The sequence below is a fragment of the Paenibacillus sp. 23TSA30-6 genome (genome assembly GCF_014858585.1).
Classification (GTDB): Bacteria; Bacillota; Bacilli; order Paenibacillales; family Paenibacillaceae; genus Paenibacillus.
On sequence record NZ_SLTL01000018.1, the window covers coordinates 22,184 to 48,036 of the forward strand.

Consider the following 25,853-nt stretch of genomic DNA (forward strand, 5'->3'; position numbering starts at 1 on the left):
AGAATGGTTGGAGGATTTATTATTACGAACTAAATATATCTTCAGCCTTTAATTGGGTTTATTATATAAGGATAATCATGAATTGAAGGGAGAACAGTTATGATTGCACTCTATATTATTGGTACCTTCGTTGCAGTAGGGGTACTGTCTTGGATTTTTGGAGCAATGGGTATTAATATTTTTGAAGGACCAAACGCTGGTCCATTTTATTTCTATGGGTCGATAGTAACAGGCATTCTTCTTAGTATAAATGATGAATTAAGAGATAACAAAAATAAGCAGAAGTAGATAGGAGACAAATGCAACAACAGCAACATCAAAGAGGGTCTTCAACAATACGTATACGATAAGTGCTGAGAAAAGCTGTCCGTACACGGCATTTTCCGTAGTTCCAAACAGCATAGGCACGTGCTTAACACGCCTGGGGAAAAATATATCTCATAAGTTGAGATAAGTTAAAATATTTATACAATTAACAGTTAATTGAAATGAGTGAGGGAGTTGGCAGATGTGTCTACTGCTATGATTGTGACGATTGTCAGTATTATTATTTTCATCGCTCTTTTTACTTTTTTGCCTGTTACTATCAGAAGGTGGATTAATAAAAGAAATCGGAACAAGACCCATTTGTAAGTTCATATGCTGAATGAAAAAAGATGCTTCTGGGAACCGGAAGCGTCTCCCTAGTATGTATAACTCCAGCCGCATACACCGGGACATTATACTCTGAAAGTGTAAATGGTATAACACATAGACAAATACTTCAAGGAGGTGTTTCATGGAACATTCTTTTTCATCAATATTGACATACAGCATACAAGCCATTGCGATTTTACTAATTATATTCAATTTTCTAAAGAAAAACGAAAAAAAAGTAGGTTGGGGATCACTTTCACTGCTTTTATCTCTTCTTGGTATGCTTGTTTCTTTTGAATTTGGCAATTACATATTGGGGGATCAGTTGCTTTCCCTTTTAGGATTACCCGCATGGTCTAACAGTGTTGATAATACTGGGTTTCACTACACCATTTTTCTATCCAGTATTTTCTTTATTCCCAGTTTAATCATTGGATATAAAAATCCTAAAGCATTTGGAGCTGAAATGGGAAAACTGGTTTCTAGTATATATCTAACTCTGATAACAGTTACGCTTTTATTTTTTATCATAAGCTAATTTCTCGAAGTGAAAGTTGTCTTAACGAAGGGCTTTTATTTTATCACATTAAATCCGAACAATCCGGGGTGGGTTATTAGATCAAGGAGCTGTTTGTAACCCTTCCTATCTTTTTATTGAAACGTTGGCGCAAAAAAAAAAAAAAGCTGAGTCAGAAAAAAAGCCTTCCTTGTTGATAGGAAGGCTTTCCACTTTATCCCTTAATCGCTCCCTCCGCAATGCCCTCCATGATGAATTTTTGGAAGAACGAATAGATCAGGATCACCGGGATGGAGGTCAGTACAAGTGCAGCCAGAATGAGCGACCAGTCCTTGTTATACTCCCCGAACAGCATGTTTGTCGAAAGAATCAGGGTGTAGTGGTTCACATCCGTCAGCATCAACAATGGAAGTAAAAAGTCGTTCCAAATCCACAGGAAATCCAAAATTGCAATGGTGACAGTGATCGGCAGCAGCAAAGGAAATATAATCCGGAAGAACGTTTGGAACTCATTACAGCCGTCCATTTGCGCCGATTCCTCCAGCTCACGCGGGATGGATTTGACAAATCCGTGATACAAAAAGATCGCCATATTCACACCCAAACCGATATAGATCAGTGCCAAACCATACGTACTGCCTTGGACAGACAAATCCTTTGCCATCCGTGTAAGCGGTATCATAATGGAGTGGAACGGTACCAGCATGGATGCGACAAACAGGAAGAAGATCGCACTACTCATTTTCCCACGTGTACGAGAGAGCTTGTAGCCCGCCAGCGCCGAACAGATCACGATACCGCCAATGCCGATAAAAGAAATAATCGTGGAATTGAGGGCGCTGTTCAGCAAATGAGTCTGGTGAAAAGCCTGACTGTAATTTTCAAAATGAAGCTTTGTCGGCAGCGACGTAAAGGATGCGAACATCTCACCCTGCGTTTTAAAGGAATTAATCACCGCCATGTAGATCGGGAAGAAGGACACCACAGCGCCCACGCAGAGGATCAGGGTAATCAACAAGGAGTTGGCTTTTTTCAGACTCATGCCTCCACCTCCCTCTTCTTCATCACACGTAACTGGATCAGCGTGAAGATCAGCACGATGGCGAACAAAATAACGGATTTAGCGCTTGCATAACCATAACGGAAGTTGTTGGAAAACGCCTCCTCATAAATGTTCATCGTAATTACCTGCGTACTGCGCCCCGGCCCTCCGCCAGTCAGTCCATAGACGACCTCGTAGACTTTGAAGGCACCGTTCAGCGTCAGGAAGAAACAGATGGTAATCGCATGGGTAATCATCGGCAGCGTCACACTTCTTAACGTCTGGAACGCGTTCGCCCCATCAATAATAGCGGCCTCTTTCAAGCTTTGCGGTACACCTTGAAGCGCAGCCAGATAAATGATCATCATATAGCCGACACCATTCCAGAGCGACACAATAATGATGGAAAAGAAAGATACCTTCGGATCGCCCAGCCACGATTGGCCCAAAAAGGCGATAGCTGTCTTTTCGGCGATCTGTGGCAGCACGGAGGAAAACACGAACGTCCACATAAATGCGCTAATAATGGTACTGATCATATTGGGCATAAAAAATATCGTCCGAAAAAATCCTTTGGTACGTGTACGTGATTCAATCAGCACCGCCAGAGCTAACGCCAGCACATTTTGCAGTACAATCATGACCAGTACATATTTGAGCGTGAACCAGAGGGAATTTAGAAAATCCGGGTCCTCCTTCAGCGCCTCCACAAAGTTCCCCAAGCCGATAAAGCTGTAATTCGGATTCAATCCGTTCCAGTCTGTAAAGCTGTAGTACATGCCGCTGATCGTCGGAATGAGCAGGAAGATGGCGTAAAAGATCAGCGCCGGGGCGGTAAACGCCAGCAGCATCACGTATTTTTTATAGATTTTAAAGGGCATGGAGTCTCCCCCTCCTGATGTATTTCTGTAGGTTTCCGTTACTTGTTCACTTTGTTATACGATTTCCATGCCTTATCCAGCGCCTTAATCACGTCATCCTGCGAGAGCTGGCCTGCATAATAGGATTGCAGCGATTTGCCTGCCTCATCCTTGACCGCTTGCGGGATGGACGGATCTTGATACGACTTGCCTGCTTTCACATACTCAGTAGCGTCATTGACCCAAGGATAGCTTTTGAACGTATGCACTTTAGAGATTGGGTTGAATTTCAATGATTCATAGAACGCGCTGGAATCCTTGTCGTCCAACACATAGTTTACAAAATCGAGTGCAACCTCCTTGTTCTTGCTTGTAGAGGATACAGCCAGCGAAGTCGAAGTGGACAGATTGATCAATGTCGCATTCGGATCATCATTGATTGGCAGTGGGGCTACTCCAAAATCCATCTTCGGATCAGATTTTAAAATCGTTTCCGCAAACCACGGCCCTTGAATCCACATCGCTGCTTTCCCCGCAGCAAAGGCCGCCGATCCATCATCCCCGCCAATTTCCAGCGCCTTGTCTGTACCGTTGCTATTCACCAGATCAATAATATCGAACATACTCTTCATTTCGGAAAAAGAGCCCTTATCCTGATTCATCCGGTCGATAAAATCCTTATTCTGTGTGTTCATCATCGCACCCGCCGTCAGCGGCACGAATAACTGTGGAATCCACGATTCCTTGTAGGAGAGCAGGAACGGCTTCACATTATTCGCTTTCAGCTTCTCGACCACAGCCTTCATTTCGGTCAGCGTTCCCGGTGGCTTCAAGTCCAGGTCCTTAAATATCTTTTTATTGTACAAGTACCCCCATGAAATCGTTTCCAAAGGAACAGCCACAACCTTCCCGTCTTTCGTCGTCACCGAAGGCTTCACACTATCCAGCAATTTACCGACAAACGGCTGACCAGACAAGTCCTCCAAATATCCCGCTTTATAAAACGGAGGAATTTCATTCACTGCATGCAGTGCGAACACATCCGGCGCATCGTTGGATGCAAGTCTTGTCTTCAAAATTTGTGCGGCATTGTCGGAAGGCGGCATCTCCAATTGGACCGTAACGTCGATATTTTTATCTTTCTTTTCCTTCGCTACGAACGCGTTAATATATTTATCGTAATGCTCCTTCAAGCGGGGCTGTGCGATAAACATTTTGAGATTAACCGTTTTACCGTCTCCACCGGAACTGCTACTGTCACTACCTGAAGAATTCGCTCCACACCCGGCCAATAACGTGCCAACCAGCATCGTGCTCAATACACCTTTCCACATTTTCATGCAAAATGACCTCCTCTAAGTTGAAAATAACTGTGACCCACTGGCTAATCAGTTGTTATTCAGTACAGCTATGCTGTCGGTTTTCAACCTCCAATGATGCACTGTGTGAGCTGCATAGAGGCTAAATTCCTTTGTACTACTTGTTTTGTATACGCTTTCATTATAGGGTGGGAGGTCACTTCTGCCATTGGACACCATTAGCCTGTTGGGTTGGATTTTTTTAAACTACGGCTGTTAACAGCCTACATCATTGCTCCTTCCTCATTTCACCGGGAGCCATGCCAAAATGCTTTTTAAACACCCGGTAGAAATACGATACGTCCTCATATCCCGCCATCTCCGCCACCGCTTTAATCGAAATCTGTTTATCTGCCAGCCACTCACGCGCTTTTTCCATTCTCCGCTGCACGATATAGTCCGTTACATTTTGACCATACTCCTGCTTGAATACCTTGCTCATATACTCCTTGCTGACAAAAAAGTTTTTCGCCAGTTGCTCCAGTGTAATCTGCTCGGCAAAGTGGCTGTCCATATAGCGCCGAACCTCCTCCAGATTCAGCTTGTTCTTATACTTCCGCTGTCGAATGAGCTGCTCCAGCTCCTGCACATAACATGCTGACACGAATTCCAGCGCACGATCCGCAGAGGATAGCGTGTCCTGCGAAAGCGGAAATCCAGCCTTGGCGGTGGGCGTATCCAGTCCGTTGGACGCTGCCAGCTCTTTAAGCTGGGAAAGAAGCTCCTGCACCAGCCTGCCCAGCATATGCGGACCAGGTTCCCCGTAGCTCTCCAGCTCCTGTAGGATTTGCTTGCAGGTCATTTGTACGCCTTCCCGGTTCAGCTCATTAAAATAAAGTCGCAGCAGTTGCTTATACCGGGACAGCTTGTGGAAGAACTCATAGTCCAGTTCCGCCGCCTCCTGCTGCTGTTCCGCTGCCTTGGCTTCCAGATCGTCTTTGCATTTAAGCAGCACCGCATTCAGCTCGACGGGATTGACGGGCTTCAGCAAGTAATCAACGGCCTTGTACCGAATGGCATGTTTGGCATACGCGAAGTCGTCATAGCCGCTCACGACAATAATTTTCATATCGGGAAAATGGTTATTCAGCGCTTGCAGCAGCTCCACTCCGTCCGCGCCCGGCATACGCATGTCGGTAATCACAATCTGCGGGGATAATTCCCCGGCCAGCCTGAACGCCTCATCCCCGTCCTCAGCTTCGCCAACCACCGACATTCCAAGCCTTTCCCATGCGCCGAACGTCTTTAGAATATCCCGGTTCCACGGCTCATCGTCGACAATTAATACCCGGATCATCCTTTTCCCTCCCCTGCTGATGTGAATGGAATGCGGATGGTGACACGTGTACCGATTCCCGGCTCACTGTCTATCGTCACCCCGTAATTCACTCCAAAATTCATCCGTATCCGTGAAGCTACATTGCTTAATCCAATATGGCTACCCTGCGCCCAGATCGGCTCCTCCGATGCATGTTCCAGCCGTGCCCGTACTTCTTCCAGTCTGTCGGGTGCCATGCCGCTACCATTATCGCAGACTGTAATGCATATGTCTTCTTTCATAATCTCCACCCGGATTCCCACCCGCCATGCTCCAGCCTTACGATCCAGACCGTGCTGAAACGTATTTTCCAGCAACGGCTGAAGCGACAGCTTGGGCAGACGAACATCCAGCGCCTGTTCATCCGTCTCCACCTGAAACACCAGTCGTTGCGGAAACCGCCGCTGCTGGATGCGCATATAGTGGCCTACATGGTCAATTTCCGCGCGTAAAGAGGCCATATCCTGCGGCTCCCGTACCACGTAGCGGAACATCTCACTCAGCGACCGAATCACCTCATACGTGTCCTCCGGCTTTTGGGAAAATACCATGCTTCCGATCATTTGCAGCGTATTTTGCAGAAAATGGGGGTGAATCTGCGCCTGGAGCGCTTTTAGCTCAGCCGTCTTTTTTTGCAAATTCATACTGTATTCCGTCTGGATATGCTCGCGGATTCGTCCTGCCATGCCATGCAGACTTCTTTCCAGCAACCCAATCTCATCCGGGCGTGTACTGGGTTCTCCGGCAGGTCCCTTGATCATATCCAGCTCCTGCACCGAACGCGCCAAATGAACAATCGGACGTGCAGTACGCCAGGCAATAAAAACAGCAATGCAGATCGAAACCAATATGGAGATCCCGCCGATAATAATACCGTACAGCATGGTCGAAAAAGCGCTGTGGTTAATGGAGGAAGTAGGTACGATTTTGACCAGCCGCAGCCCTACCACATCCAAATCATTATAAAATACATAATTACCGGCTGTCTTGATCATTCCCGGACCCGACCGAACATCACGCAGTGCTGTTAGTACCTCCGCAGGAGGCGACTGGTGGGCCTGCGACGGATACATCACCTTTCCATCTGAACCTGTAATAAAAACCTGATGCCGGTCTCCCCGCCCCAGCAAACCCAGCGTCTGATCAAATTGGGACCACAGCACATCCAGCGAAATAGCTCCCGTCTGCTTCTGATCTTCAAAACGCCGAATACTGCGCGTCAGTGTAAATCGTTCCGGGTCAGCGTGGCTTGTGCGAATCGAATAATCCTTATTCGCTTTCCACATCTCGGCATACTGAGGGGGTATACCGTTCACCGTCGTAATGTCATTTTGCATACCATTGAAGGTAAACAGCGTTTGCGGCTGCTTCAAATAGAGCTGGATGCCGATCACATGGCTCCCGGCCGAATAATATACATTCGCCAGCGTATTGAGCATTTTTCGCTGTGCATTAAATTGGCTGGAAAGATTGCCCGGCTCACGCTCATTCAAATAATCACTCAGATCGGGGCTGATCTGAATGCTGTAAATCAGGTGGTTCAGACGATCTAACTGGTCGCTGACATAGATCCCCGTCCATTTCATGTTGGACATATTCGTCTCCACCACTTCGGTTTCCATCGACGCTCTGCTTTTTTCCGCAGCCAGCGCCGTGACGGCAATAACCGGCAGCACAGAAAGGACGATCATCGTCAAAATCAGCTTGAGCTGAATGCTGCGTCGATACGGGGCTGTCAGTGCCCGAAACCAGCGGACTACTCGGGTTGGCATAGCGATGCTCTCCTCTGTTCAGCCATATGCGAAAACGCCCCGCTATACGCAGGGGCGCTCATTTTCCGGGTATTCCCGGCTGGACACATATATGATTTCATTCATATGTCAATTTCAGCTCATTACTCATCATTTACGCTTCTTCGATAATTATAACACTCCAAGGCTCTAATTGAAGCGTTTGTCCTTGAGTAATTGTCTGCTCCCCGATCAGCTCCTTGCCGTCTCCATGCGGATACACAACTGAACCTGCTTGTTCGGAATAGTTAAAAAAATACCGAACCGTCCGTCCCAGCTCATTTGTACCGGATTTAACAATGATCGGATACGATGCTTCTTGATCCACTCCCCACACTCCCGCCTGCTTCGCGACAGAACGGAATAGTTCACGAATGACCGCCGAGCTTACGACACAGCCGATGTAGGTCGCCGTTCCCTGACCATAACGGTTTTGCGTAATTGCGGCATATTTGCCCCAATACGGATGGTCGTAATAGGCCAGCACCTCGGCAGTTGTCGGTGTAATCAGTTCCATCCACGTATCCACCTGATTGTCCTCCGGTGTCACCTCAAAAGGATTATCTTTAAGCGTTACATTCTTCGGCTCCACGAACAGGCTGTAATGAATGCCGCAAGCTTCGCTAATCACGCCCGGCTGCCGGGAGGTTCTCACCTGCACATGCTCATCGGTAAACCCGCTTCGGAACGTGTATACCACATGACCGCCGTTTTCCACATAACGGTTCAGCTTTTCCAGTAACGCATTCGGTGCAGAGTAGAGAACGGGTACGATCAAGAGATCATAGTCGTCAAATGACTCTGTACCCGGATGAACGATATCCGTACCGATATTCAGCTTATACAGCTCGTCATACAAGCGACGTACAATGTCATTGTAATTCAGCGGACTATTCATATTGAACTTGAACCAGTCAATCGACGTTAACGCTTCGTTACTGACGAGGATCGCTGTCTTGTTTTTCTTTTTCAGGTTCACCAGATGAGGGGATAATCTTGCAAAATCCTTCCCAATCGTCTGTGCTTCCTCATAGACAGGATTGGGTTCAAAATCATGACTCAGCAGACCCTTCCAGTAGGTTTCGAAGGAATTATGGATGGAATGCCAATGCCAGTAGGCCACCATATTGGCCCCGGAAGCCAGATGACTGAACGCTTGCAGTCGCAATTGTCCCGGATAAGGAACCCAATGGGTAAAAGCCTGCGCTTCCGTTTCCAGCACCAGATAATTATTATTCTTCGTGGAGCGCGCCACATCACCACCGAAGGAAATTTCAATCCCGGTCAAATCATCCTGTGTTGGATGGTAAATATCCACTCCCGTCACATCAAATGCTTGGGATGCCGCAAAATGATCCACATCCGGCTGAATGCCGAAGGAATGGCCTCTCCACTCAAAATCAAAGTTTTGTGTAACAAATTGGTCTTCCCGCTTGTATTCATTCACGAGCGCAACCTGCCAGGCGAGGAAATCCGTGACCAGCTTGCGCTGGAATTGAGAAAATGCTGCGCCCAGGCTTCCATTAATCGTCCCGACCACCGAAGGGAAGTCCTCCCAGCTATTGATCCGATTGCTCCAGTAATCAAGTCCGAATTTGCGGTTCAGCTCTTCCAGTGATTCAAACTGCTCACGCAAATGCTTAACGAATCGCAATTGTACATTCGGCCCGCTTGTGTTGTAATGCTTCGTTTCGTTATCCGTCTGAAAACCGATGACCGCCGGATGCTGACTCACCCGCCCAATCAGCTTGCGTATAATTCGCTCGGCATGGAACAGGTACACCGGGTTCGTAATGTCCATAATCTGACGGGCCCCGTATTTCCCCGGTCCCTGAGGAGTTGTCGCCAATACGTCAGGATGCTCCTTGACCAGCCATGTCGGTACAGCATAGGTGGGCGTGCCCACGATGACCTCAATGCCCGCCTTATGCATGGCGTCCAGCACCCGATCCACGGAGGTGAAATCAAATACTCCGTTTTGCGGTTCATGTGTACTCCAGGTGGATTCGGCAATTCGAACCACGTTGATGCCCGCATCCTTCATCATTTGAATATCCTGGTCCAGACGGTCATAAGGCATATATTCATCATAATAAGCAACGCCATACAGTAGCTTTTTCATCAAGTCGTCCTCCAATTAGGTTCGTAATAGGGTGTCATGCTAAGCGCATTATTTTTAAATGCCGTGGCTTTTATGCGGTTTTGACAGAGATGGAACGGCTATGGGTAATTGCCAGCCAGCGCATATCATATGCGGGTTGATGTTGTTTACATAGCTCTTCCTGATTCCAAAATGGAACCGTTTTCAATCAATCCTTATATAAGCACTCTCTTTTATATAAAAGCTTATATTATAGGATTTGTAAACGCTCTTTTATTATAGTTACATGTTAGGTACAATGAGATTGTCTAAGCCGTGTAAAATTTGCCCTAATCGAAGGTGATCTTATGATATTGAATTCTGAAGTTGATCCAGCTCTATTCGAAAATTGCCACTGGCTTCCTATCATTGATTGGAATGTAAAGTTTTTCGGCGCTCATATTCACCGGGTAAAAGCAAACTGGTGTATGCCAGAAGAGTCACATATCGGTTTTGAAATTGTACTGATTTTGGAGGGTCGTCAGGAGACGATCATGGAAAATAACGTGTATTCGGTTGGTGTCGGCGATATTCTGATCATCCCACCGGGATTCAAGCATGTGAGTCAATGTGCTTCCCCAGACGGGATGTATTATTTCAGCACCCATTTTAATATAGATGATCCGTTGTTCCGTCAGGAGATGATTAAGAGCAATCAGCTTTTTTTTCCGGCCGGTACTGAAACGAACATGAAGCTGCAAAAGGTCGTGCACAGCTGGATTGGCATGATGCAGGAAAACGGAGAATATACGACAGCGGATCGTTTTCGCATGCAAATTGCCTTGTTTGAGCTGTTCGGAATATTCTCGCAAATGATATCTACCGGGATGGAGCCTACGCTTTCGCCCTCATCCGTTCAGTATGCCAAGGCCATTATGGAGGCCATTCAATCCAGATTCAAGCCTTATCGGGATGATGAATCTGCCGAGCCGACGTTCCGAATTGAGGATGTGGCAGCCTCCCTCGGGATCAGTCCCGGATACGCACAGGAGGTATTCCGCAAGGTATACGGCTATTCGCCGCGTCACTACCTGTCTGAGACGAAGCTGCACGAGGCGAAGGTGCTGATTCAGCAACCCAATCTGCCGCTCAACAAGATAGCTTCTCTGCTCGGCTACTCCAGCTTGGCCCATTTCAGCAGACAGTTCAAGCGCTGGACCGGCACCAGTCCGCTCAAATACCGCCAAACGCTGAGTCCGGTTATTGAGCAGGATTAAGGTAGCTAAATAGAGACACGGTAACAGAGACTTCACTATTTTCATAATGAAAAAAGAGCGTGACACCGAACATCCCCGTTGCCGCGCTCTTTCTATTTTATTGCTATCGACACGTGTTCCATCTAGGATTACTCTTTCAGGATATTCGGGTCACAGCCTTACATCCCCTATATGCTGATGCACCACATACATCATTCCCATCAAAAACAAGGCCAGCCCCAAATAACCGATCCCGAATTTCCAGCGTGATGACGTGGGTACTTCGTAATATTTATCATTTTCAAACGGAATGTAATCCATCTCACACAACAGTTTAAGCTGATACGCATCGGGTGTCGGGATATGCTCCACACCGTTCAGCCATACATGCTGGACAAGACACTGCTGTGGCAGCAAAAGCGTCTGCTCCACATCAAGACTTTCCATATACACCGTCACATATTGCTGCCCTTCCAGATCCGAGTAGGTATTAAAGGATAGTCTACGAGTATGCTCCGGTCCGGGCAGTGGGTATCCTTGCTCATAAAGATGCTGTACATTAACCAGCGGCTTTAGCAATAGAGATTGGACCTTGACCTCTCCTTTATTGCGTTTCACATATTTTTTGTACAAATCGTAGGCAAAAAACGCCCATATCAAGAAAAATAAAAAGGATTTTAAATATACTACTACTACAATTCCACCCAATAGGCCCACCAGCCACAGCCAACGCGTCACTGCCGTGGAAATCCGTCCTCCGTCGAGCGGATGAATCGGCAGCAGGTTGATCAGGTTCAGGAAAAAGCCGACATACGCCAGCGCATACAACAGGGGACTGTCTGTTGCATAGGCTCCTGCGTATACCGCCATAGCCCCAACCGTCCCCAGTAACGGGCCGCCCATGGCCACATAAGCCTCTGTCTGCGCATCCAAAGGTTGCCGTTTCATTGTAATCAGCGCACCGAGAAAAGGAATAAACAACGGTGCTGACACGGGAAGCCCCTTGCGCTTGGCAGCCAATACATGTCCCAGCTCATGTACAAACAACAGCAACACGAATCCGACCGCAAATCCCCACGGGTAAATGATCGCATATGTGCCAACCGTTATCGCCATAGATATCAGCGCACCGCCAAATTTACCGAATTTCAATAGAGCCAACAACGACTTCCCTTTCAAAAGAAGCAGAGCCGCCGCGCTGCCTAGATACCATTTGGATGAGCCGGATTTGGAATCGGTCTTTTTCTCTTCATTTTGCAAAAGTATCCGTCTCCTTTCTGTAACACTTCCATTGTATCCTGCTATGTGCAGCTTGTAAAAACTTTCCTACCTTCATTATTGTACAGCGTCTGTGCGTTTCATTAATTCAACGTACTGAATTAACTCTGCCTTTTGTTGCTCCAAATTATGAATTCTATTCGTTAACCCGACAAAAAAGGCTTCAATTTGGTCTCTGATTACATTAGCCGAATGCCCGGTCCATTCATGCAGACGACCATATAATACACGTGCCGCTTGTTCATCTGTGCGAAGTTGAGTGAGCAACCAGGTCAGCTCTTTTTCCGCAAGTAATAACTCTTCCAGTTCCACCCGTATTTGTCCGTTCAAATTACTGTCCGCCTCCTATGTATTCATTTCTCTATATCGTTAGTACATTGTTATTAGCGTTATTAGCTAATATCTGCCTGGATAAACTGCTCTATTTTGTGCTCGAGATAGTAAAGAAATTCATTAGTCGTCCGTAAATGCCACTGACTAAATTCCATCATGGAGGAGTCAAGCTGTGTTACAATCGGCTGCAACCGCCGACTCTGACTACTGTGCAGATAGCGTGAAAGCCTGGCTCTGACACGTTGGAAATCTGCATCGCATTGTTGTGCGTTCGCCTTCCATTTTTCGGCTACAGCAAGTAAATGCTCCGGCATGACCTGAATCGTACCCGCAGAAGCAGATGTAGCTGCCGTTACCAGCGCTGCCTTTTGAAATTGAGTTAAGGTCTGTCCTAATTGATGTATCCAGCCGTCCACCGTATCCATTAGGTTGAAGTCAGATGGAATACGCGGAGATTCAGCAATTCGTTCACCTGTTACAGGATCGTACAGCGGATTAGATACATAGCCGTTCTCAAAATCATAATGTTCGAGTTTGTGATAGGCAGGTCCGCTTAAAGTGTTGTCAATTTTCTCTTTAACACCCACTCCGTTATTCGCTGTTTCATAATTAGAATCCACATAGTAAGTTGATCCAACGTGAAGATCGTATCCTCCAAAGGCACCACTGGCAATAATATCACCCGGATGCAAAAAGTTTGTAATTTGATGGTCAAAGTCGCCATTTTCGGCTTTATGCCGATATTCCGTTGTTAGACTGGAAATGACAGAAGGAGCGCTAAACGTAACGGCGGTCAAGCCCGTATAAGCAGATACATACTGGGCATTTCCTCCCCCCAGCGAATGTCCTGTTAACGAGAAATTATAGTCTTTGTACTTCTTCTGTAAATCCTTAGCATAGTCTTCGGCTTGATAGAATTGATTAGAGCTACCAAACAAAGCCTTATCTACGCTCTTTTCTTTTTCACTAATCCAGTTATTCAGTGCCGTAAATCCTAAAGTATCATCCATTTCTTTCATCTTCTCGTTGTAGGCATCCGAATGAATATCTAAACTATCGTTAATTTTCCGATTGATTTCAGGAAGAGCTAGGGTGGCATCATTATACAAATCCTGTGGATCATCCGTTTCTGTCCCACGATAAGCAATGACAGCCTGTTTCGTTTCTTCGTTGTAAAATGTAGTGGCCGCTAATCCTGAGTCTTCACGATTAACGGAGTCCAGTACCCTCCAGCCAGGAAGTTCTTCCACCTCTTTGCCAGGTTCCCGATCTTTATATGCTATTTCTGACATTATCTTATAAGTTTTATCATTTACACGAGTTGAAATGTCCATTTGAAATAACCCTCTCTTTGCTTATTAAAATATAAGGTTATTCACTCCCTCTAAGCTTTTTGTCTGGTAAAACTTTCTTCAACTCTGGACTAATCAAAAAATTGGAAGTTTTTTGTGTATTGTAATCTACAGAGATATCAAATGTCTGTTCTTTGTGCCCCTTTACATTACCCTCGAAATCAATTTTATCAGCTACATAAGTTGGCATTTTTTTTGCGTAAGTGATTTCTACATCAATACCATAAGTCTCCTTCAAATATTGAACAGCTGTAGCTTTCGCTTTACTAATCAGTTCAGCATCTTCATCTTTACTCACCTTTTGGCATCCTCCCAATATTACAATTATAGCTATCAACACCATCATCCCTTTTAGATACCGGTGGCCGATTCTAATCATCCCTTTCATATGCACAACGCCCCATCTTATATCCACAAAATCCCTTTTATGAATTGTACCTTTTCTCTACGGAAACAAACAATACGCCTTTAGGCTTAAGACATGATTAAGTCCACAGCATCAAAAGGATGTAGAAAATCCACGTTCTTAGCTGAATAGTTTCAGTTCAACAATAAAATTATCCATATTTTTCAATAATAATTCATTTTTGTTCATCGTTAAAACGTCTGTCTTTGATCTTTCATTAGTTCATGTCATATCCCTTCTTCAATAGAACCTTCTCTAGTTCAGAACTAATTATGAAATCGGAAGTTTTCTGAGTTTTATAATCAACAGAAATATCAAAAGTCTGTCCTTTCTGTCCCTTTACATTTCCTTTAAAGTTTATTGAATAAGCTACATACGTTGGTAACTTATGTTCATAGGTAATTTCTACATCAAGACCATATTTGTCTTTCATATGCTTAATTGCCGTAGCCTTGGCTTTACTGATCAGTTCAGCATCTTCATCTGTATTCACTTTTTGACATCCTACTAGTATTAAAATGAGGACTAGACATAACCTCATTCCCCTCAAAAATCCCACTTGTCTAATCTCGATCACCCTCTCTCAGCACGTAGATGTCTTCGTTTATATCCAAAACTCTATTTAGATATAAGAATAAAAATCAGCTACTCCCTTGGTTTATATCCTTTTTCCATAAGAACAATTTTCAATTCAGGACTGTATAGAAAATTGGAAGTTTCTTGAGTTTTATAATCTACGGAGATTCCAAAGGTCTGTTCTTCACGACCTAGGACATTGCCCTTAAAATTCACTTTATAAACCACATAAGTTGGCATTTTTTTTGCATCAGTAATTTCTACATCAAGACCATATTTGTCTTTCATATGCTTAACTGCCGTAGCCTTCGCTTTACTAATCAGTTCAGCATCTTCATCTTTACTCACCTTTTGGCATCCTACCAGTACTAAAATGAGGGCTATCAATACCAGTATTCCTTTTATAGATTGGTGACTAATCTTCATCATCCTTTCGTGTACATAACAACGATTTAAGCCGAACTCAAAAAATGAGTATAAAAGCGAAGTAGGCAGAATGATGCTGTACAAGTGAAGCTGTGGTGATAGGAAGCACCATCCGGCTACGCAGTGTCACGATAAGAAACTTTTAAGTTCAACTTATATAGCTCAGTTTATGTCCTTTCTTTAACAAGCCCTTTTCCAATTCAGGTTCTATAACAACATTAGAAATTTCCTGATTATTATAATCAATCATTATTCCAAATGTCTGTTCTTTATGGCCAATGACATTCCCCTTGAAAGTGACTACATCGTCCACATACGTTGGTAATTTATGTTCATAGGTAATTTCTACATCAAGACCATATTTGTCTTTCATATGCTTAACTGCCGTAGCCTTGGCTTTACTGATCAGTTCAGCATCTTCATCTGTATTCACCTTTTGACATCCTCCGAGTATTAAAATGAGGACTATCCCCAACATCATTCCCTTTACTAATCTGCCACAGCTAATTTTAATCACCTTTTCCACAACGAAGTCATCTTGATCTATATCCACGACGCCCTTTCTCTTTCCATAAATTGTATCGTTAGTTCCCCTGTTCATTCAATAAGCTTTTAGACATAGAACTCATTTCATCCTATAGTAATAAATTGGAAAAGTTTTTCCACCCGTATAGTTTGTTAGTTTCATTTTTCGCATAATATTATCCATATATTTCAATAACCATCCGCATGTGTCCACGATCACGCCTGTTCTGTTATCATAAAAGAAAACGGAATGACTCAGGAGAGGATTGCGAACCATGAGCTTTGAACTTACCCGGCGGGTCATTAGACAGCTATGCAGTCAAGCCGCTTATGACGACGGGGACGCCTATTATCGGGCCAAAAGAGTGGCCTTTACGCAAATAGATCATGATGATGGTGTGTATGAGGCCACGGTCAAAGGCAGTCGCTTTTATGCCGTTGCTGCTATGATCCGCCCCAACGGCAGTATCCGCGCGGAATGCACCTGTAACACATATCAGACCACCGGACAGTATTGTAAGCATATTGCTGCCGTTCTCATTAACGCCCATGAAATGCTGCACGGAAAAAGCCTGTCTGTACGTTCTTATGCTTCCAGACTCCATTCGGGCATGACCCCGGATTCAGTAAAAGGAACTGAGAAAGACGGAACCTACACCGCTGCCGATGCTCAGCATGATCACGCCCGGACCGCACGCTTCTCTGGCATCACGCAAAGTGACCTCCAACTGACCGACAGTATGCTAGAGCTATTCAGCAGCAAGAAGCCGCTTCGCAGCACCCCTACGCTGCTGGATACTCGCGCTATTCTGGATTTTCAGTTTGTGATCCGTCCCTTTGCCTACGGCTACCAGAAGTACATGTTTGGCATAGAGATGAAAGCCGGACCCAAACGGTTGTATATTGTCCAGAAAATCCGTTCGTTTCTCGACAGCATTGATCGTGGCGACAGCTACATGTTTACGAGAAACTTTTCATACCAGCCTCAGTTATACCGATTTCGGCTTGAACATGATGCCATTCTCCAGCAGTTGGTTCAAGTTCGCCGCAATGAGCGGATGATCCGGGAAACCTCGGGCACATATTCGTCCTCTGGCAGCCACATGAGTGGAGAACGGATGCTGCTCATTCCACCTGCGGCCTGGGAAAAGCTGCTCCCCTTGCTGGCAGCAGCACAGGGCGTCCAGTTTGAGATTCATGGAAACACAACCGAGGGCATCCCTCAGTCAGGCAACATGCTGCCGCTGCAATTTGAATTCGACAAGGCCGAGGCTGAAACCGAAGGCTACCAGCTAAGCATTCAGGGACTGGCTGATCTAACCATTATGGAGGACTACGGCATCGTCATTGCCAATGGCAAGCTCGTAAAGCAGAAGGATGATCCGCTGCGGCGTCTGTCCGAGCTAAAACGGATGGTGGAAGTCCACCACAAGCGGAAAATTCAGATTGCACCGGAACAGATGGAGTCTTTTATGGACAAGGTTGTCCCCGGGTTGACGAAGCTTGGACGTGTCCATATGACACGGTCTGTCTCTGAGCGGGTCACACAGCAGCCATTGAAGGCGAAGCTATATCTGGATCGTGTAAGAGACAAGCTGCTGGCAGGACTGGAGTTCCAATACGGGGAAATCATCGTGAACCCACTGGAAACCGACGAGCGGAAGCCTGACAACGAGCGTATTCTGATACGGGATGGGGAGCAGGAACAACAAATTTTGGATCTGATGGAGCATAGCTCCTTCGCCAAGACAGACAGTGGATATGTTATGGAAGATGAGGATGCGGAATATGATTTTCTATATCATACGGTGCCACAGCTGGAAAAGCTGGTAGAGGTGTATGCCACAGGTGCTGTTAAATCGAAAGTAAACAACACCCTGCCCACCCCGAAGGTACGAGTAGAGCTAGACGAACGTACCGATTGGCTTGAATTTAAATTTGATATCGAAGGCATTCCGGAATCCGAAATCCGCCTGCTGCTAAAATCATTGGAGGAAAAGCGAAGATATCACCGCTTGCCGAATGGTGCTTTGCTGCCGCTGGAAACTGAGGAATACAAGGAACTGATCCGGTTCATGAACGAAACGGGAATTCGCAAAAGCGACCTGGATGCCGCACAAATTCGCATACCCGTTACGCAAGGACTGTATTTAATAGATCCCCATGATCAAGGGAAGAATCTGACGCTGGGCAAAACGTTTCGCCAACTGCTGGAGAATATTCGTAATCCCGATCATCTCGACTTTCCAGTACCCGATACACTCGCTCCGATCCTGAGAGATTATCAGGTCTACGGCTTTCAATGGCTCAAGACGCTGGCGCATTACCGTTTCGGGGGCATTTTGGCAGATGATATGGGACTGGGCAAAACACTGCAAAGTATCGCCTTCCTCGTCTCTGTGCTGCCAGAAATCCGCAATCAGCAGCTTCCAGCCATGATCGTGTCCCCTGCGTCACTGGTGTACAATTGGCGGAATGAGCTGGAGAAGTTTGCACCCCATATCCGCGTCGCTATTGCAGACGGTAACACGGATGAGCGCAGTCGGATCATCAGGGACGCAGCCCGGTATGATGTCATCATCACCTCCTATCCTCTGCTGCGTCGGGATACGGACTTGTACGGCAAGCTATCGTTCCACACGCTGATTCTGGACGAGGCGCAGGCATTCAAGAACCATGCCACCCAAACGGCACAGAGCGTGAAGGATGTAAAAGCCCGTTATCGTTTTGCCCTTACTGGAACGCCGGTGGAAAACACACTGGAAGAGCTATGGTCCATCTTCGATGTTGTATTTCCCGAGCTATTTCCCGGTGGCAAAAGAGCATTTCACAATCTCACCCGGGATGTGATCGCCAAGCGGGTACGACCGTTTCTGCTGCGCCGCCTCAAGAGCGACGTCCTGAAGGAGCTGCCGGAAAAAATCGAATCCGTTCAGGTATCGCGGCTCCTGCCGGATCAGAAGAAGCTGTATACGGCCTATCTGGCCAAGCTCCAGCATGAGACATTAAAGCATCTGAATGAGGAAGGCTTCCAGAAAAACAGGATCAAGATCCTTGCGGGTCTGACCCGGCTTCGCCAGCTCTGTTGTCATCCGGGCTTGTTCATTGAGGGCTACACCGGAAGCTCAGCCAAGTTTGAGCAGTTGCTTGAGATCGTTACGGAATGCCTTAGTTCGGGCAAACGGATGCTCATCTTTTCACAATTCACGACGATGCTTCAATTGATCGGACGTGAGCTTGCTCAGGAAGGAGTGCCCTACTTTTATCTAGACGGGCAGACTCCTGCTTTGGAACGCGTGGAGCTGTGCAGCCGTTTTAATGAAGGAGAACGCGATCTGTTCCTGATATCTCTGAAAGCAGGAGGAACCGGCCTGAATCTCACCGGAGCAGATACCGTCATTTTGTATGATCTGTGGTGGAATCCAGCTGTAGAGGAACAGGCTGCCAATCGCGCACACCGGATGGGCCAGAAAAAAGTCGTGCAGGTGATTCGTCTCGTCGCGCAAGGTACGGTAGAGGACAAGATGTATGAATTACAGCAAAAAAAGAAAAATCTCATCGATCAGGTCATCCAACCGGGACAAGAAACCCTTTCGGCACTGACTGAGCTGGAGATTCGTGAACTGTTAATGATCTAGGCTGCGTCATTTTTCATAGAAGAGACTTCTGGATCATACCGCCTGACGCTGAAAGAATTCTATGTTCTCATGTTTCTTACCTGCACATCGCCGTGTGGCTCACGCGGCTGTGCAGGTTATTTTTTGTGATCAGACAAACCACCCGATCAGTAATGACCGTCCCTCTTTCTTCACAATCCCTCCAACCTGAAATGACTGGGGATATTTTTCAATGTTCAAACCATAGCCAGAGCCCGTGAAATGGTACATTCCACGGACCTTGCATAGTTGAGTATAGTGGATTAATTTGAATGATGCTGTACATTAACAATGTGGATTCGTAAATGTTCTTGTTGTTGAAGCTCTCCAAAAAACCTTATTTATATAAGAATTTAGATAATCCATAATTACTTGTTCGATGCAACCATATTTATTTGTATTGTACAACTATAAAATTTCATATCAATCATTTATTTAAAATTATAACTATTCCAACATTCTGATGAACTACCACATTAAGGAGGAACTTGCAATGAACCATCCTCTTCATGATTCTCACGGGAATAAAGCAGTGGAGCTTATTGAGTATGAGTTAACAACATTTATACGCCGCGCAGTATACATTGATCAGTCTGAACACAAAATCGGCACTTTGGAGCGCGCCACGTATCTGCTATTGAGGCAGCTCATGGAGTATGGCCCCACTCGTGTAAAAACGCTCGCAGATATGTTTCTGCTCGATATTTCTACCGTCAGCAGACAAACGGCCGCATTGGAAACCAAGGGACTGATTCGCCGTCTATCCGACCCTTCGGACGGGCGCGTCAGCCTGTTTGAAATCTCGGAGCTGGGTAAGAAACTGTTGCTGAAAGACAAGAAAATGAGAGTAGCCCGGTATTGCGAAATGCTGGAGAGCTGGACAGATGAGGAACAGGAAAAATTCGGGGAGCTGTTAGTAAGGCTGAACAAAACCTACATTGAGGGATAACCCCATACAGATGTCATAAAGCAAGATGCCACTGAAAAAATCCAAAACAAAAGGTCCAATTGCGGTAGAAACACCCTGCAATTGGACCTTTTGTTAATCCTGCTTCAATACTCTAACTTCAATGGGAACCAGATTAGACTCAATCACGGAACGCTGAGGCTCAAACCACTCTGGCAGCATCAGCTTGTGCCCCAATTCGTTCAGCTCCTCATCCACGGTAAAGCCGGGTGGATCGGTCGCAATCTCGAACAAAATACCACCTTGCTCCCGGAAGTATACAGCATTGAAGTATTGCCGATCCACAATGCCGCTTGTCCCAAAGCCATGCTGGCGAACCGTTTCGTCCCACACCTGATGTTCTGCATCATCCTGCGCACGCCAGGCGATATGGTGAACTGTACCCGCGCCGCCGTTACCCCACGGCACATCTTTTACTGGAATGTCGATCAGGTTGCCCAAATCTCCAGTCGCCTGATAGCGGATGTAGCCTGCATCTGCATCTTCTCCGATGGGAGTCATTCCCAGGATGTTCTCCAGCACGCCTTGCGTATGCTTGGAATTAGCACTGAACAGCACTGCGCCGCCGAAGCCCTTGATCGCTTTATCCGCTGGCACGCCGCCTGCCGTCCACGTGTTGGCCGGGCCTTCTTCCCGCTCCACCAGCTCAAGACGCAAGCCTTCATTATCCTGAAACTGAATAAATGATTCGCCGAAACGAGCTGATTTTGTGAAGGATACCTTCAAGCTGTGCAGGCGATTTTCCCAATAATCCAGAGTGCCCGGCGGCACTACATACGTTGTAATTCCTACCTGCCCGCCTCCGAGCTTGCCCTTGCGTGTACCCGGAGCCGGAAAAAAGGTAATGATCGTTCCCGGGCTGCCTTCTTCATTACCAAAATACAGATGATATACTTCAGGAGCATCAAAATTAATCGTCTTTTTAATCAATCTCAACCCAAGCACGCCTGCGTAAAAATCTACATTACCCTGCGGGTCTGCTGCAAAGGACGTGATATGGTGAATTCCTGCGGTTTTCAATGACATGTTCAATCACTCCTTTGGATAGTCTCATATATTATAAATTTCAAAATCCGTTGTAGCTGACAAATTGTCCAACCGGCTTGCGGTATCCACGTGCACGCTGACCAGATACATCTTCTTTACCCAAAGTAATCAGCATAACTGGCACGAAATTTTCTGGAATATTCAATACTTCCCGTACCTTCTCCGGGTCAAAACCGATCATCGGACAAGTGTCCCATCCTTTGTCCTTGGCAATCAACATGAACTGCATGGCAGACAGGCTGGCATTGCGGATCGCTTCTTCTCTTTGGAAAACAGGTCCCCGCTCGCGATAAAACTGGGTTACCGATTCCACCGTGCTGTCATACTCCTGCTTACTCAGGACGCCCAGGTTCAGAAATCCCTCATTGAGGTCAGCTACTTTCGTATAAGCCTCTGTATCCCCCAGTACCACAATGGTCGCCGAAGCCGTTAATATTTTATACTGTTTACTTGCCTCATCATGCAGTCTTTGTTTCGTATCCGAATCCTGTACCACGATATAGCGTGCATGCTGTAAATTAAAAGCCGATGGAGCAAACTTCACCAGCTGGAATATCTCTTCCAGTTCTTTTGCATCTATTGTAACATCAGGGATAAATTTAGAAGCTGATCTTCTCTCTTGAATAATATTCACCAGTTCGCTCATGTTCAGTTCAACTCCTCGATATTATTCTCAAATAAATTATCTTTAAATTAAGAATATATCTTCGAAACCTTTCTGTCAAGTAAAACTATAAAAATTGTTAGTAAATATGTACTTAACCCTGTAGCGCGTATGAGAAGGATTTTACATAGAATCATCGTCAAACACACCTTTCACAGATCAGCTGCCCGTATTCTCATCGTAATCGCTTCACGCTGCGCTTTGGTCAAGCTTTTGAACACTAGCTCATACGAATGGTCAATCATGCTATACAAATCCTCTAATGGGAAGGTAGGATCAACCGTTACCGTGTTCCAATGCTTTTTATTCAAATGATAGCCTGGCTTAATCGCCTTGTTTTGCTCACGCAGGTTTTCCGCAATAATCGGATCACATTTCAGAGATACTTCGCAAATACCGTTCGCTTGCCTCAGGAGAGCAAATACTTTGCCTCCCACCTTCAGCACCAGTGGCTCAGGACCAAAAGGGTAATCCTCTATCGCTTCTTTTTTGCTTAGACCATACGTTACAATTTGCTCGTACATTAGCCTTCTCTCCTCTGCTCTAGTCATCGCTCTATGAACCTATTTGTGCCCTATTATATCACCTTCATGCTCTTCAAATACACCACGTCCATGCTACAATTAGGGTATCTGTGCCAAAAGGAGAGTCATTATGGATACCATTACACATACATTGTTCGGCTTGGCCTTATACGGCGCAGTCAAGAAGCCGGACATGACGCGCAAGCAAAAGGGCGCACTGCTATTCACTACTGTTATTGGCTCGCAAATCCCTGATATAGATGTGATTTCTACGTTGTGGGATGTGTCGGGGCGATACCAGATGTGGCACAGGGGTCTTACCCATTCGCTGTTCCTCGTTCCCGTATGGGCGGCATGTATTGCCTTGCTGGTGCGCTTGCTCTTCCGACAATCCGGCTGGCGGTGGTTTGGAATAGCCCTGCTAGCTGTGTTCATTCACGATACGAGCGACCTGTTTAACGCTTGGGGCACAGGGTATTTTGAGCCTTTCTCGCAGATGAGAGTGACCTTCGGAACGATTCCGATTGTGGACCTTGTTCTATGGGCGTTGATGCTGGCGGGATTCCTCTATGTCCGCTTCCGGCGTTCTGCCCGGATATCCTCAATGGCTGTCTACCGGATCGTATGGGTGCTGATGGCGCTGCATTTCGCCGTCCAGACTGCCCAAGGTATGCTGATTCTGCACCAGCAAAAGACACAAGCATCTTATGAGCAGGCAGCGCTATCTGCCGATTTTGTACCCGGTGTGTTTACGGTAATTAGCAAAAAAGACTCCGTGGTCACCTTGAGCAAAGGCTCCCTCTGGACAGGCTTTCACACGGTGGCAATGCTGCCATCCAAGGATGAGGCCAATCTGGATTCGCTGTTTGCTGGCAATCCGAAGGCGCAAACGCTTGTGCAATGGTCGCCCTTCGTGGTTGTAGTAGACGACGGACAGCGTCTGGGCGTATATGACCCGCGTTTCTATCGGGAGGGTCAATCCTTTCTATATGAATCTATCGACCGTCCGTGACCTCATACACGTCCTAAAGATTTAGCGATATTTCATTTAGTGTATCTGCCAAGCTGACAGCCCTTTCACTTCCGAATAGGAAGTTGGAGGGGCTTGTTTTGTTCATATAGTAGAGAATGTTATGCAACAGCCCTATATTTTGGTATACTTCCGTGAGAGGCTGTATCGATACATTCGAATGGTACTCTAGTTAGTGTAATTCAATATGTAGATGTGTGAGCCTATGGAGGTGAACTCGTTGGATTTTGCTCTGATCCGCAAGGACCGAGACAAAAGAACGGTCGCAAATTGACTCTTTTTTTGCCTTTCGGACCTTTTCGGCCATGTGCTGAAAGGTTTTTTTTGTGATCTAAAACAAAGGTAGGGAAAGGATTGAATGCAACCATGGCAACCTCGAAAGCACTTAATATTCTGCAATTGAAGAAAATGAAACAAGAAGGTTTACCTATAAGTATGATTACGGCGTATGACTATCCATCTGCTCGTTTGGCTGAGGAAGCCGGGATCGATATCATCCTTGTTGGTGATTCCGTAGGTAATGTGCTATCTAATTATAACTCCACACTGCCCGTCACTATGGACGATATGGTCTATCATACACGGTCTGTCGTGCGCGGTGCGGAACATACTTTTATTGTCGCGGATATGCCATTTATGACGTACTACGGGAGTAGTGAAGAAGCCCTTACTAATGTGCGCAGGCTCATGCAAGAGGGACATGCCCATGCCGTGAAACTAGAAGGGGGCATGGAAATTTGCGACACCGTGAAGCGAATTGTTCAATCCGGCGTCCCACTGCTGGGGCATATCGGACTTACACCACAGTCTGTGCATCAAATCGGCGGATACTTCATTCAAGGTAAAAACTCACAGGCCGCTGAGCGCCTTTTAAATGATGCCCGGGCCCTGGAGCAAGCGGGAGCTTTTGCCATCGTATTGGAGCTGGTGACAGAGGAAGTGGCGAAGAGCATTACCCGAGAGGTATCTATTCCGGTCATTGGCATCGGTGCGGGGAGATACTGTGATGGCCAGGTTTTGGTGTATCATGATATGCTGCAATACTCAGCTCCTTACCGAGAGAAAAAGTTCGTAAAAACCTATTCAGATATAGGTACTTTGATTCGCAACAGCGTCGGGCAATACGTCGAAGATGTGAAGAATCGTTCTTTTCCGGGCGAGGAGCATGTTTTTAAGGCAGATGAGAACGTAGTAGAAGGACTATACGGGAATGCAAAAGGAAAGGCAGGGACCCTATAATGCGATTTCTGATTGTAGGTGCAGGGGCGATTGGAGGCTATTTCGGGGGACTTCTTGTTCAAAAAGGAGAAGACGTGACCTTCTTCGTACGTCCTTCCAAAAAATCTCAGTTGAAAGAGAACGGTCTAATTGTTAAAAGTGTTCATGGGAATTTTCAGACGCCAATCCGTGCTATTACAAATGGTGAAGCTGCCGAGCCGTTCGACTGTATTATCATTTCGGTCAAAGCGTATCATCTTCCCCAATTGCAATTCGATCTTGAGCCTTATGTCGGTGATCATACCATGATTCTTCCGTTACTTAATGGTTACGAACATTTTGACTTTTTGCGCAAGCAATTCGGTTCTGAAAAAGTGCTGGGCGGACTTTGTTATATTGAAACTACGCTGGATCATGATGGTTCTGTTGTTCAGACAAGTCCGTTCCACCGTATCGTCTTCGGTGAATGGAACGGAGTGCAATCAGAGCGTACACAAATACTGCTTAATCATCTCGATCATGCAGGCTTCACAGTGGCACGAAGTCAGGATATTCAGCGTGAAGTTTGGCAGAAATATATATTTATTGCCAGCTTGAGTGGAATTACAACACTGATGGATGCCCCGGTTGGGACTATACTTGCCACGGCAGAGTCACGTGCCATATACGAAAAGTTGCTGCATGAGATTGTCACACTTGCTCGCAACGCAGGGATGCCGATTGATTCAGAGATGGAAGCTCATACACTGAAAACGATGGAGTCCTTACAACCAGAGATGATGTCATCCATGCAACGTGATATGTATAAAAAGCTTCCGATTGAAGCCAGTCACCTGCATGGTTCACTTCTTGCATTGGCTTCTGCCAGTAATACTGTTTATCCCATACTCGAAACGGTATATGCCCGATTAAAGGTATACGAGAGCTTATTAGTCACCGTCTAAAATTCAAACTTTAAAGTCATTTAAAAGGGGGCAGCGGCAGCTTCGAAGGT

General features: G+C 46.0%; 24 protein-coding genes. 8 read left to right on the forward strand and 16 right to left on the reverse strand.

Translation table 11 applies throughout. From position 1 onward, the window contains the following. Positions 1-99 precede the first annotated feature (99 nt). Both E0698_RS16755 and E0698_RS16760 read left to right on the forward strand, forming a co-directional pair. Positions 100-288, forward strand: a complete 189-nt coding sequence (locus tag E0698_RS16755) for a hypothetical protein (RefSeq protein ID WP_192512279.1) — start codon at positions 100-102, stop codon at positions 286-288. A gap of 490 nt (positions 289-778) precedes the next feature. After that, the gene (locus E0698_RS16760; protein WP_192512280.1) at positions 779-1,174 is read left to right on the forward strand and encodes a hypothetical protein; all 396 of its coding nucleotides are present in this window, start codon (positions 779-781) and stop codon (positions 1,172-1,174) included. A gap of 193 nt (positions 1,175-1,367) precedes the next feature. Here the strand turns inward: E0698_RS16760 and E0698_RS16765 are convergent, their stop codons facing one another. From E0698_RS16765 to E0698_RS16790, 6 genes are all read right to left on the reverse strand, one after another. Continuing rightward, positions 1,368-2,195, reverse strand: coding sequence for a carbohydrate ABC transporter permease (locus tag E0698_RS16765; protein WP_044645319.1), 828 nt, complete (start codon positions 2,193-2,195; stop codon positions 1,368-1,370). After that, positions 2,192-3,076: a carbohydrate ABC transporter permease gene (locus E0698_RS16770; protein WP_044645320.1), complete on the reverse strand. Its 885-nt coding sequence runs from the start codon at positions 3,074-3,076 to the stop codon at positions 2,192-2,194. The genes E0698_RS16765 and E0698_RS16770 overlap by 4 nt, the downstream gene beginning before the upstream one ends. A gap of 38 nt (positions 3,077-3,114) precedes the next feature. Next, positions 3,115-4,395, reverse strand: coding sequence for an ABC transporter substrate-binding protein (locus E0698_RS16775; protein WP_149095691.1), 1,281 nt, complete (start codon positions 4,393-4,395; stop codon positions 3,115-3,117). 247 nt (positions 4,396-4,642) lie between these two features. Next, the gene (locus E0698_RS16780) at positions 4,643-5,710 is read right to left on the reverse strand and encodes a response regulator transcription factor (protein WP_192512281.1); all 1,068 of its coding nucleotides are present in this window, start codon (positions 5,708-5,710) and stop codon (positions 4,643-4,645) included. Continuing rightward, positions 5,707-7,503: a sensor histidine kinase gene (locus E0698_RS16785; RefSeq protein WP_192512282.1), complete on the reverse strand. Its 1,797-nt coding sequence runs from the start codon at positions 7,501-7,503 to the stop codon at positions 5,707-5,709. The genes E0698_RS16780 and E0698_RS16785 overlap by 4 nt, the downstream gene beginning before the upstream one ends. Before the next feature lie 133 nt (positions 7,504-7,636). Next, entirely contained in the window at positions 7,637-9,643 is a 2,007-nt protein-coding gene (locus tag E0698_RS16790) for a beta-galactosidase (RefSeq protein WP_192512283.1), read from the reverse strand. Positions 9,644-9,969: 326 nt separating this feature from the next. Here E0698_RS16790 and E0698_RS16795 point away from each other — a divergent pair, with 326 nt between their 5' ends. Beyond that, on the forward strand, positions 9,970-10,878 hold the full coding sequence (locus tag E0698_RS16795) for an AraC family transcriptional regulator (RefSeq protein ID WP_192512284.1): 909 nt from the start codon (positions 9,970-9,972) through the stop codon (positions 10,876-10,878). Positions 10,879-11,028: 150 nt separating this feature from the next. Here E0698_RS16795 and E0698_RS16800 read toward each other — a convergent pair whose 3' ends face one another. The 7 genes from E0698_RS16800 to E0698_RS16830 all read right to left on the reverse strand — a co-directional run bounded on the left by E0698_RS16800 (position 11,029) and on the right by E0698_RS16830 (position 15,829). Continuing rightward, complete coding sequence (locus E0698_RS16800) at positions 11,029-12,117, reverse strand: site-2 protease family protein (protein WP_192512285.1); 1,089 nt, start codon at positions 12,115-12,117, stop codon at positions 11,029-11,031. 75 nt (positions 12,118-12,192) lie between these two features. After that, a complete protein-coding gene (locus E0698_RS16805; RefSeq protein WP_152380403.1) occupies positions 12,193-12,465 on the reverse strand; it encodes a hypothetical protein in 273 nt (90 codons plus the stop codon). 62 nt (positions 12,466-12,527) lie between these two features. Next, a complete protein-coding gene (locus tag E0698_RS16810; protein WP_192512286.1) occupies positions 12,528-13,802 on the reverse strand; it encodes a lipase family protein in 1,275 nt (424 codons plus the stop codon). A gap of 37 nt (positions 13,803-13,839) precedes the next feature. Next, complete coding sequence (locus E0698_RS16815) at positions 13,840-14,118, reverse strand: hypothetical protein (protein WP_192512287.1); 279 nt, start codon at positions 14,116-14,118, stop codon at positions 13,840-13,842. Positions 14,119-14,443: 325 nt separating this feature from the next. Next, positions 14,444-14,719, reverse strand: coding sequence for a hypothetical protein (locus E0698_RS16820; protein WP_192512288.1), 276 nt, complete (start codon positions 14,717-14,719; stop codon positions 14,444-14,446). 152 nt (positions 14,720-14,871) lie between these two features. After that, complete coding sequence (locus tag E0698_RS16825) at positions 14,872-15,150, reverse strand: hypothetical protein (protein WP_192512289.1); 279 nt, start codon at positions 15,148-15,150, stop codon at positions 14,872-14,874. Between the two features lie 226 nt (positions 15,151-15,376). Continuing rightward, positions 15,377-15,829 (reverse strand): hypothetical protein, encoded by a 453-nt coding sequence (locus E0698_RS16830; protein ID WP_238354037.1) that lies wholly within the window; start codon positions 15,827-15,829, stop codon positions 15,377-15,379. A 199-nt stretch (positions 15,830-16,028) separates the two neighbouring features. Between E0698_RS16830 and E0698_RS16835 the strand changes: the two genes are divergently transcribed. Both E0698_RS16835 and E0698_RS16840 read left to right on the forward strand, forming a co-directional pair. Next, entirely contained in the window at positions 16,029-19,391 is a 3,363-nt protein-coding gene (locus E0698_RS16835; RefSeq protein ID WP_192512290.1) for a DEAD/DEAH box helicase, read from the forward strand. 511 nt (positions 19,392-19,902) lie between these two features. After that, the gene (locus tag E0698_RS16840; RefSeq protein WP_192512291.1) at positions 19,903-20,358 is read left to right on the forward strand and encodes a MarR family winged helix-turn-helix transcriptional regulator; all 456 of its coding nucleotides are present in this window, start codon (positions 19,903-19,905) and stop codon (positions 20,356-20,358) included. A gap of 93 nt (positions 20,359-20,451) precedes the next feature. Here E0698_RS16840 and E0698_RS16845 read toward each other — a convergent pair whose 3' ends face one another. The 3 genes from E0698_RS16845 to E0698_RS16855 all read right to left on the reverse strand — a co-directional run bounded on the left by E0698_RS16845 (position 20,452) and on the right by E0698_RS16855 (position 22,611). Then, positions 20,452-21,402, reverse strand: coding sequence for a ring-cleaving dioxygenase (locus E0698_RS16845; protein ID WP_192512292.1), 951 nt, complete (start codon positions 21,400-21,402; stop codon positions 20,452-20,454). Between the two features lie 40 nt (positions 21,403-21,442). Next, positions 21,443-22,069 carry a nitroreductase family protein gene (locus tag E0698_RS16850; protein WP_134911285.1) on the reverse strand — a complete coding sequence of 209 codons (627 nt, stop codon included), beginning with the start codon at positions 22,067-22,069 and terminating at the stop codon, positions 21,443-21,445. 170 nt (positions 22,070-22,239) lie between these two features. Further along, positions 22,240-22,611: an MmcQ/YjbR family DNA-binding protein gene (locus E0698_RS16855; protein ID WP_192512293.1), complete on the reverse strand. Its 372-nt coding sequence runs from the start codon at positions 22,609-22,611 to the stop codon at positions 22,240-22,242. A 130-nt stretch (positions 22,612-22,741) separates the two neighbouring features. On the opposite strand from E0698_RS16855, the gene E0698_RS16860 reads away from it, so the two are divergent. From E0698_RS16860 to E0698_RS16870, 3 genes are all read left to right on the forward strand, one after another. Then, entirely contained in the window at positions 22,742-23,623 is an 882-nt protein-coding gene (locus E0698_RS16860) for a metal-dependent hydrolase (RefSeq protein ID WP_192512294.1), read from the forward strand. 384 nt (positions 23,624-24,007) lie between these two features. Continuing rightward, positions 24,008-24,880 carry a 3-methyl-2-oxobutanoate hydroxymethyltransferase gene (gene panB / locus E0698_RS16865; RefSeq protein WP_192512295.1) on the forward strand — a complete coding sequence of 291 codons (873 nt, stop codon included), beginning with the start codon at positions 24,008-24,010 and terminating at the stop codon, positions 24,878-24,880. After that, entirely contained in the window at positions 24,880-25,803 is a 924-nt protein-coding gene (locus E0698_RS16870; protein ID WP_192512296.1) for a ketopantoate reductase family protein, read from the forward strand. The genes panB and E0698_RS16870 overlap by 1 nt, the downstream gene beginning before the upstream one ends. Positions 25,804-25,853: the final 50 nt, after the last annotated feature.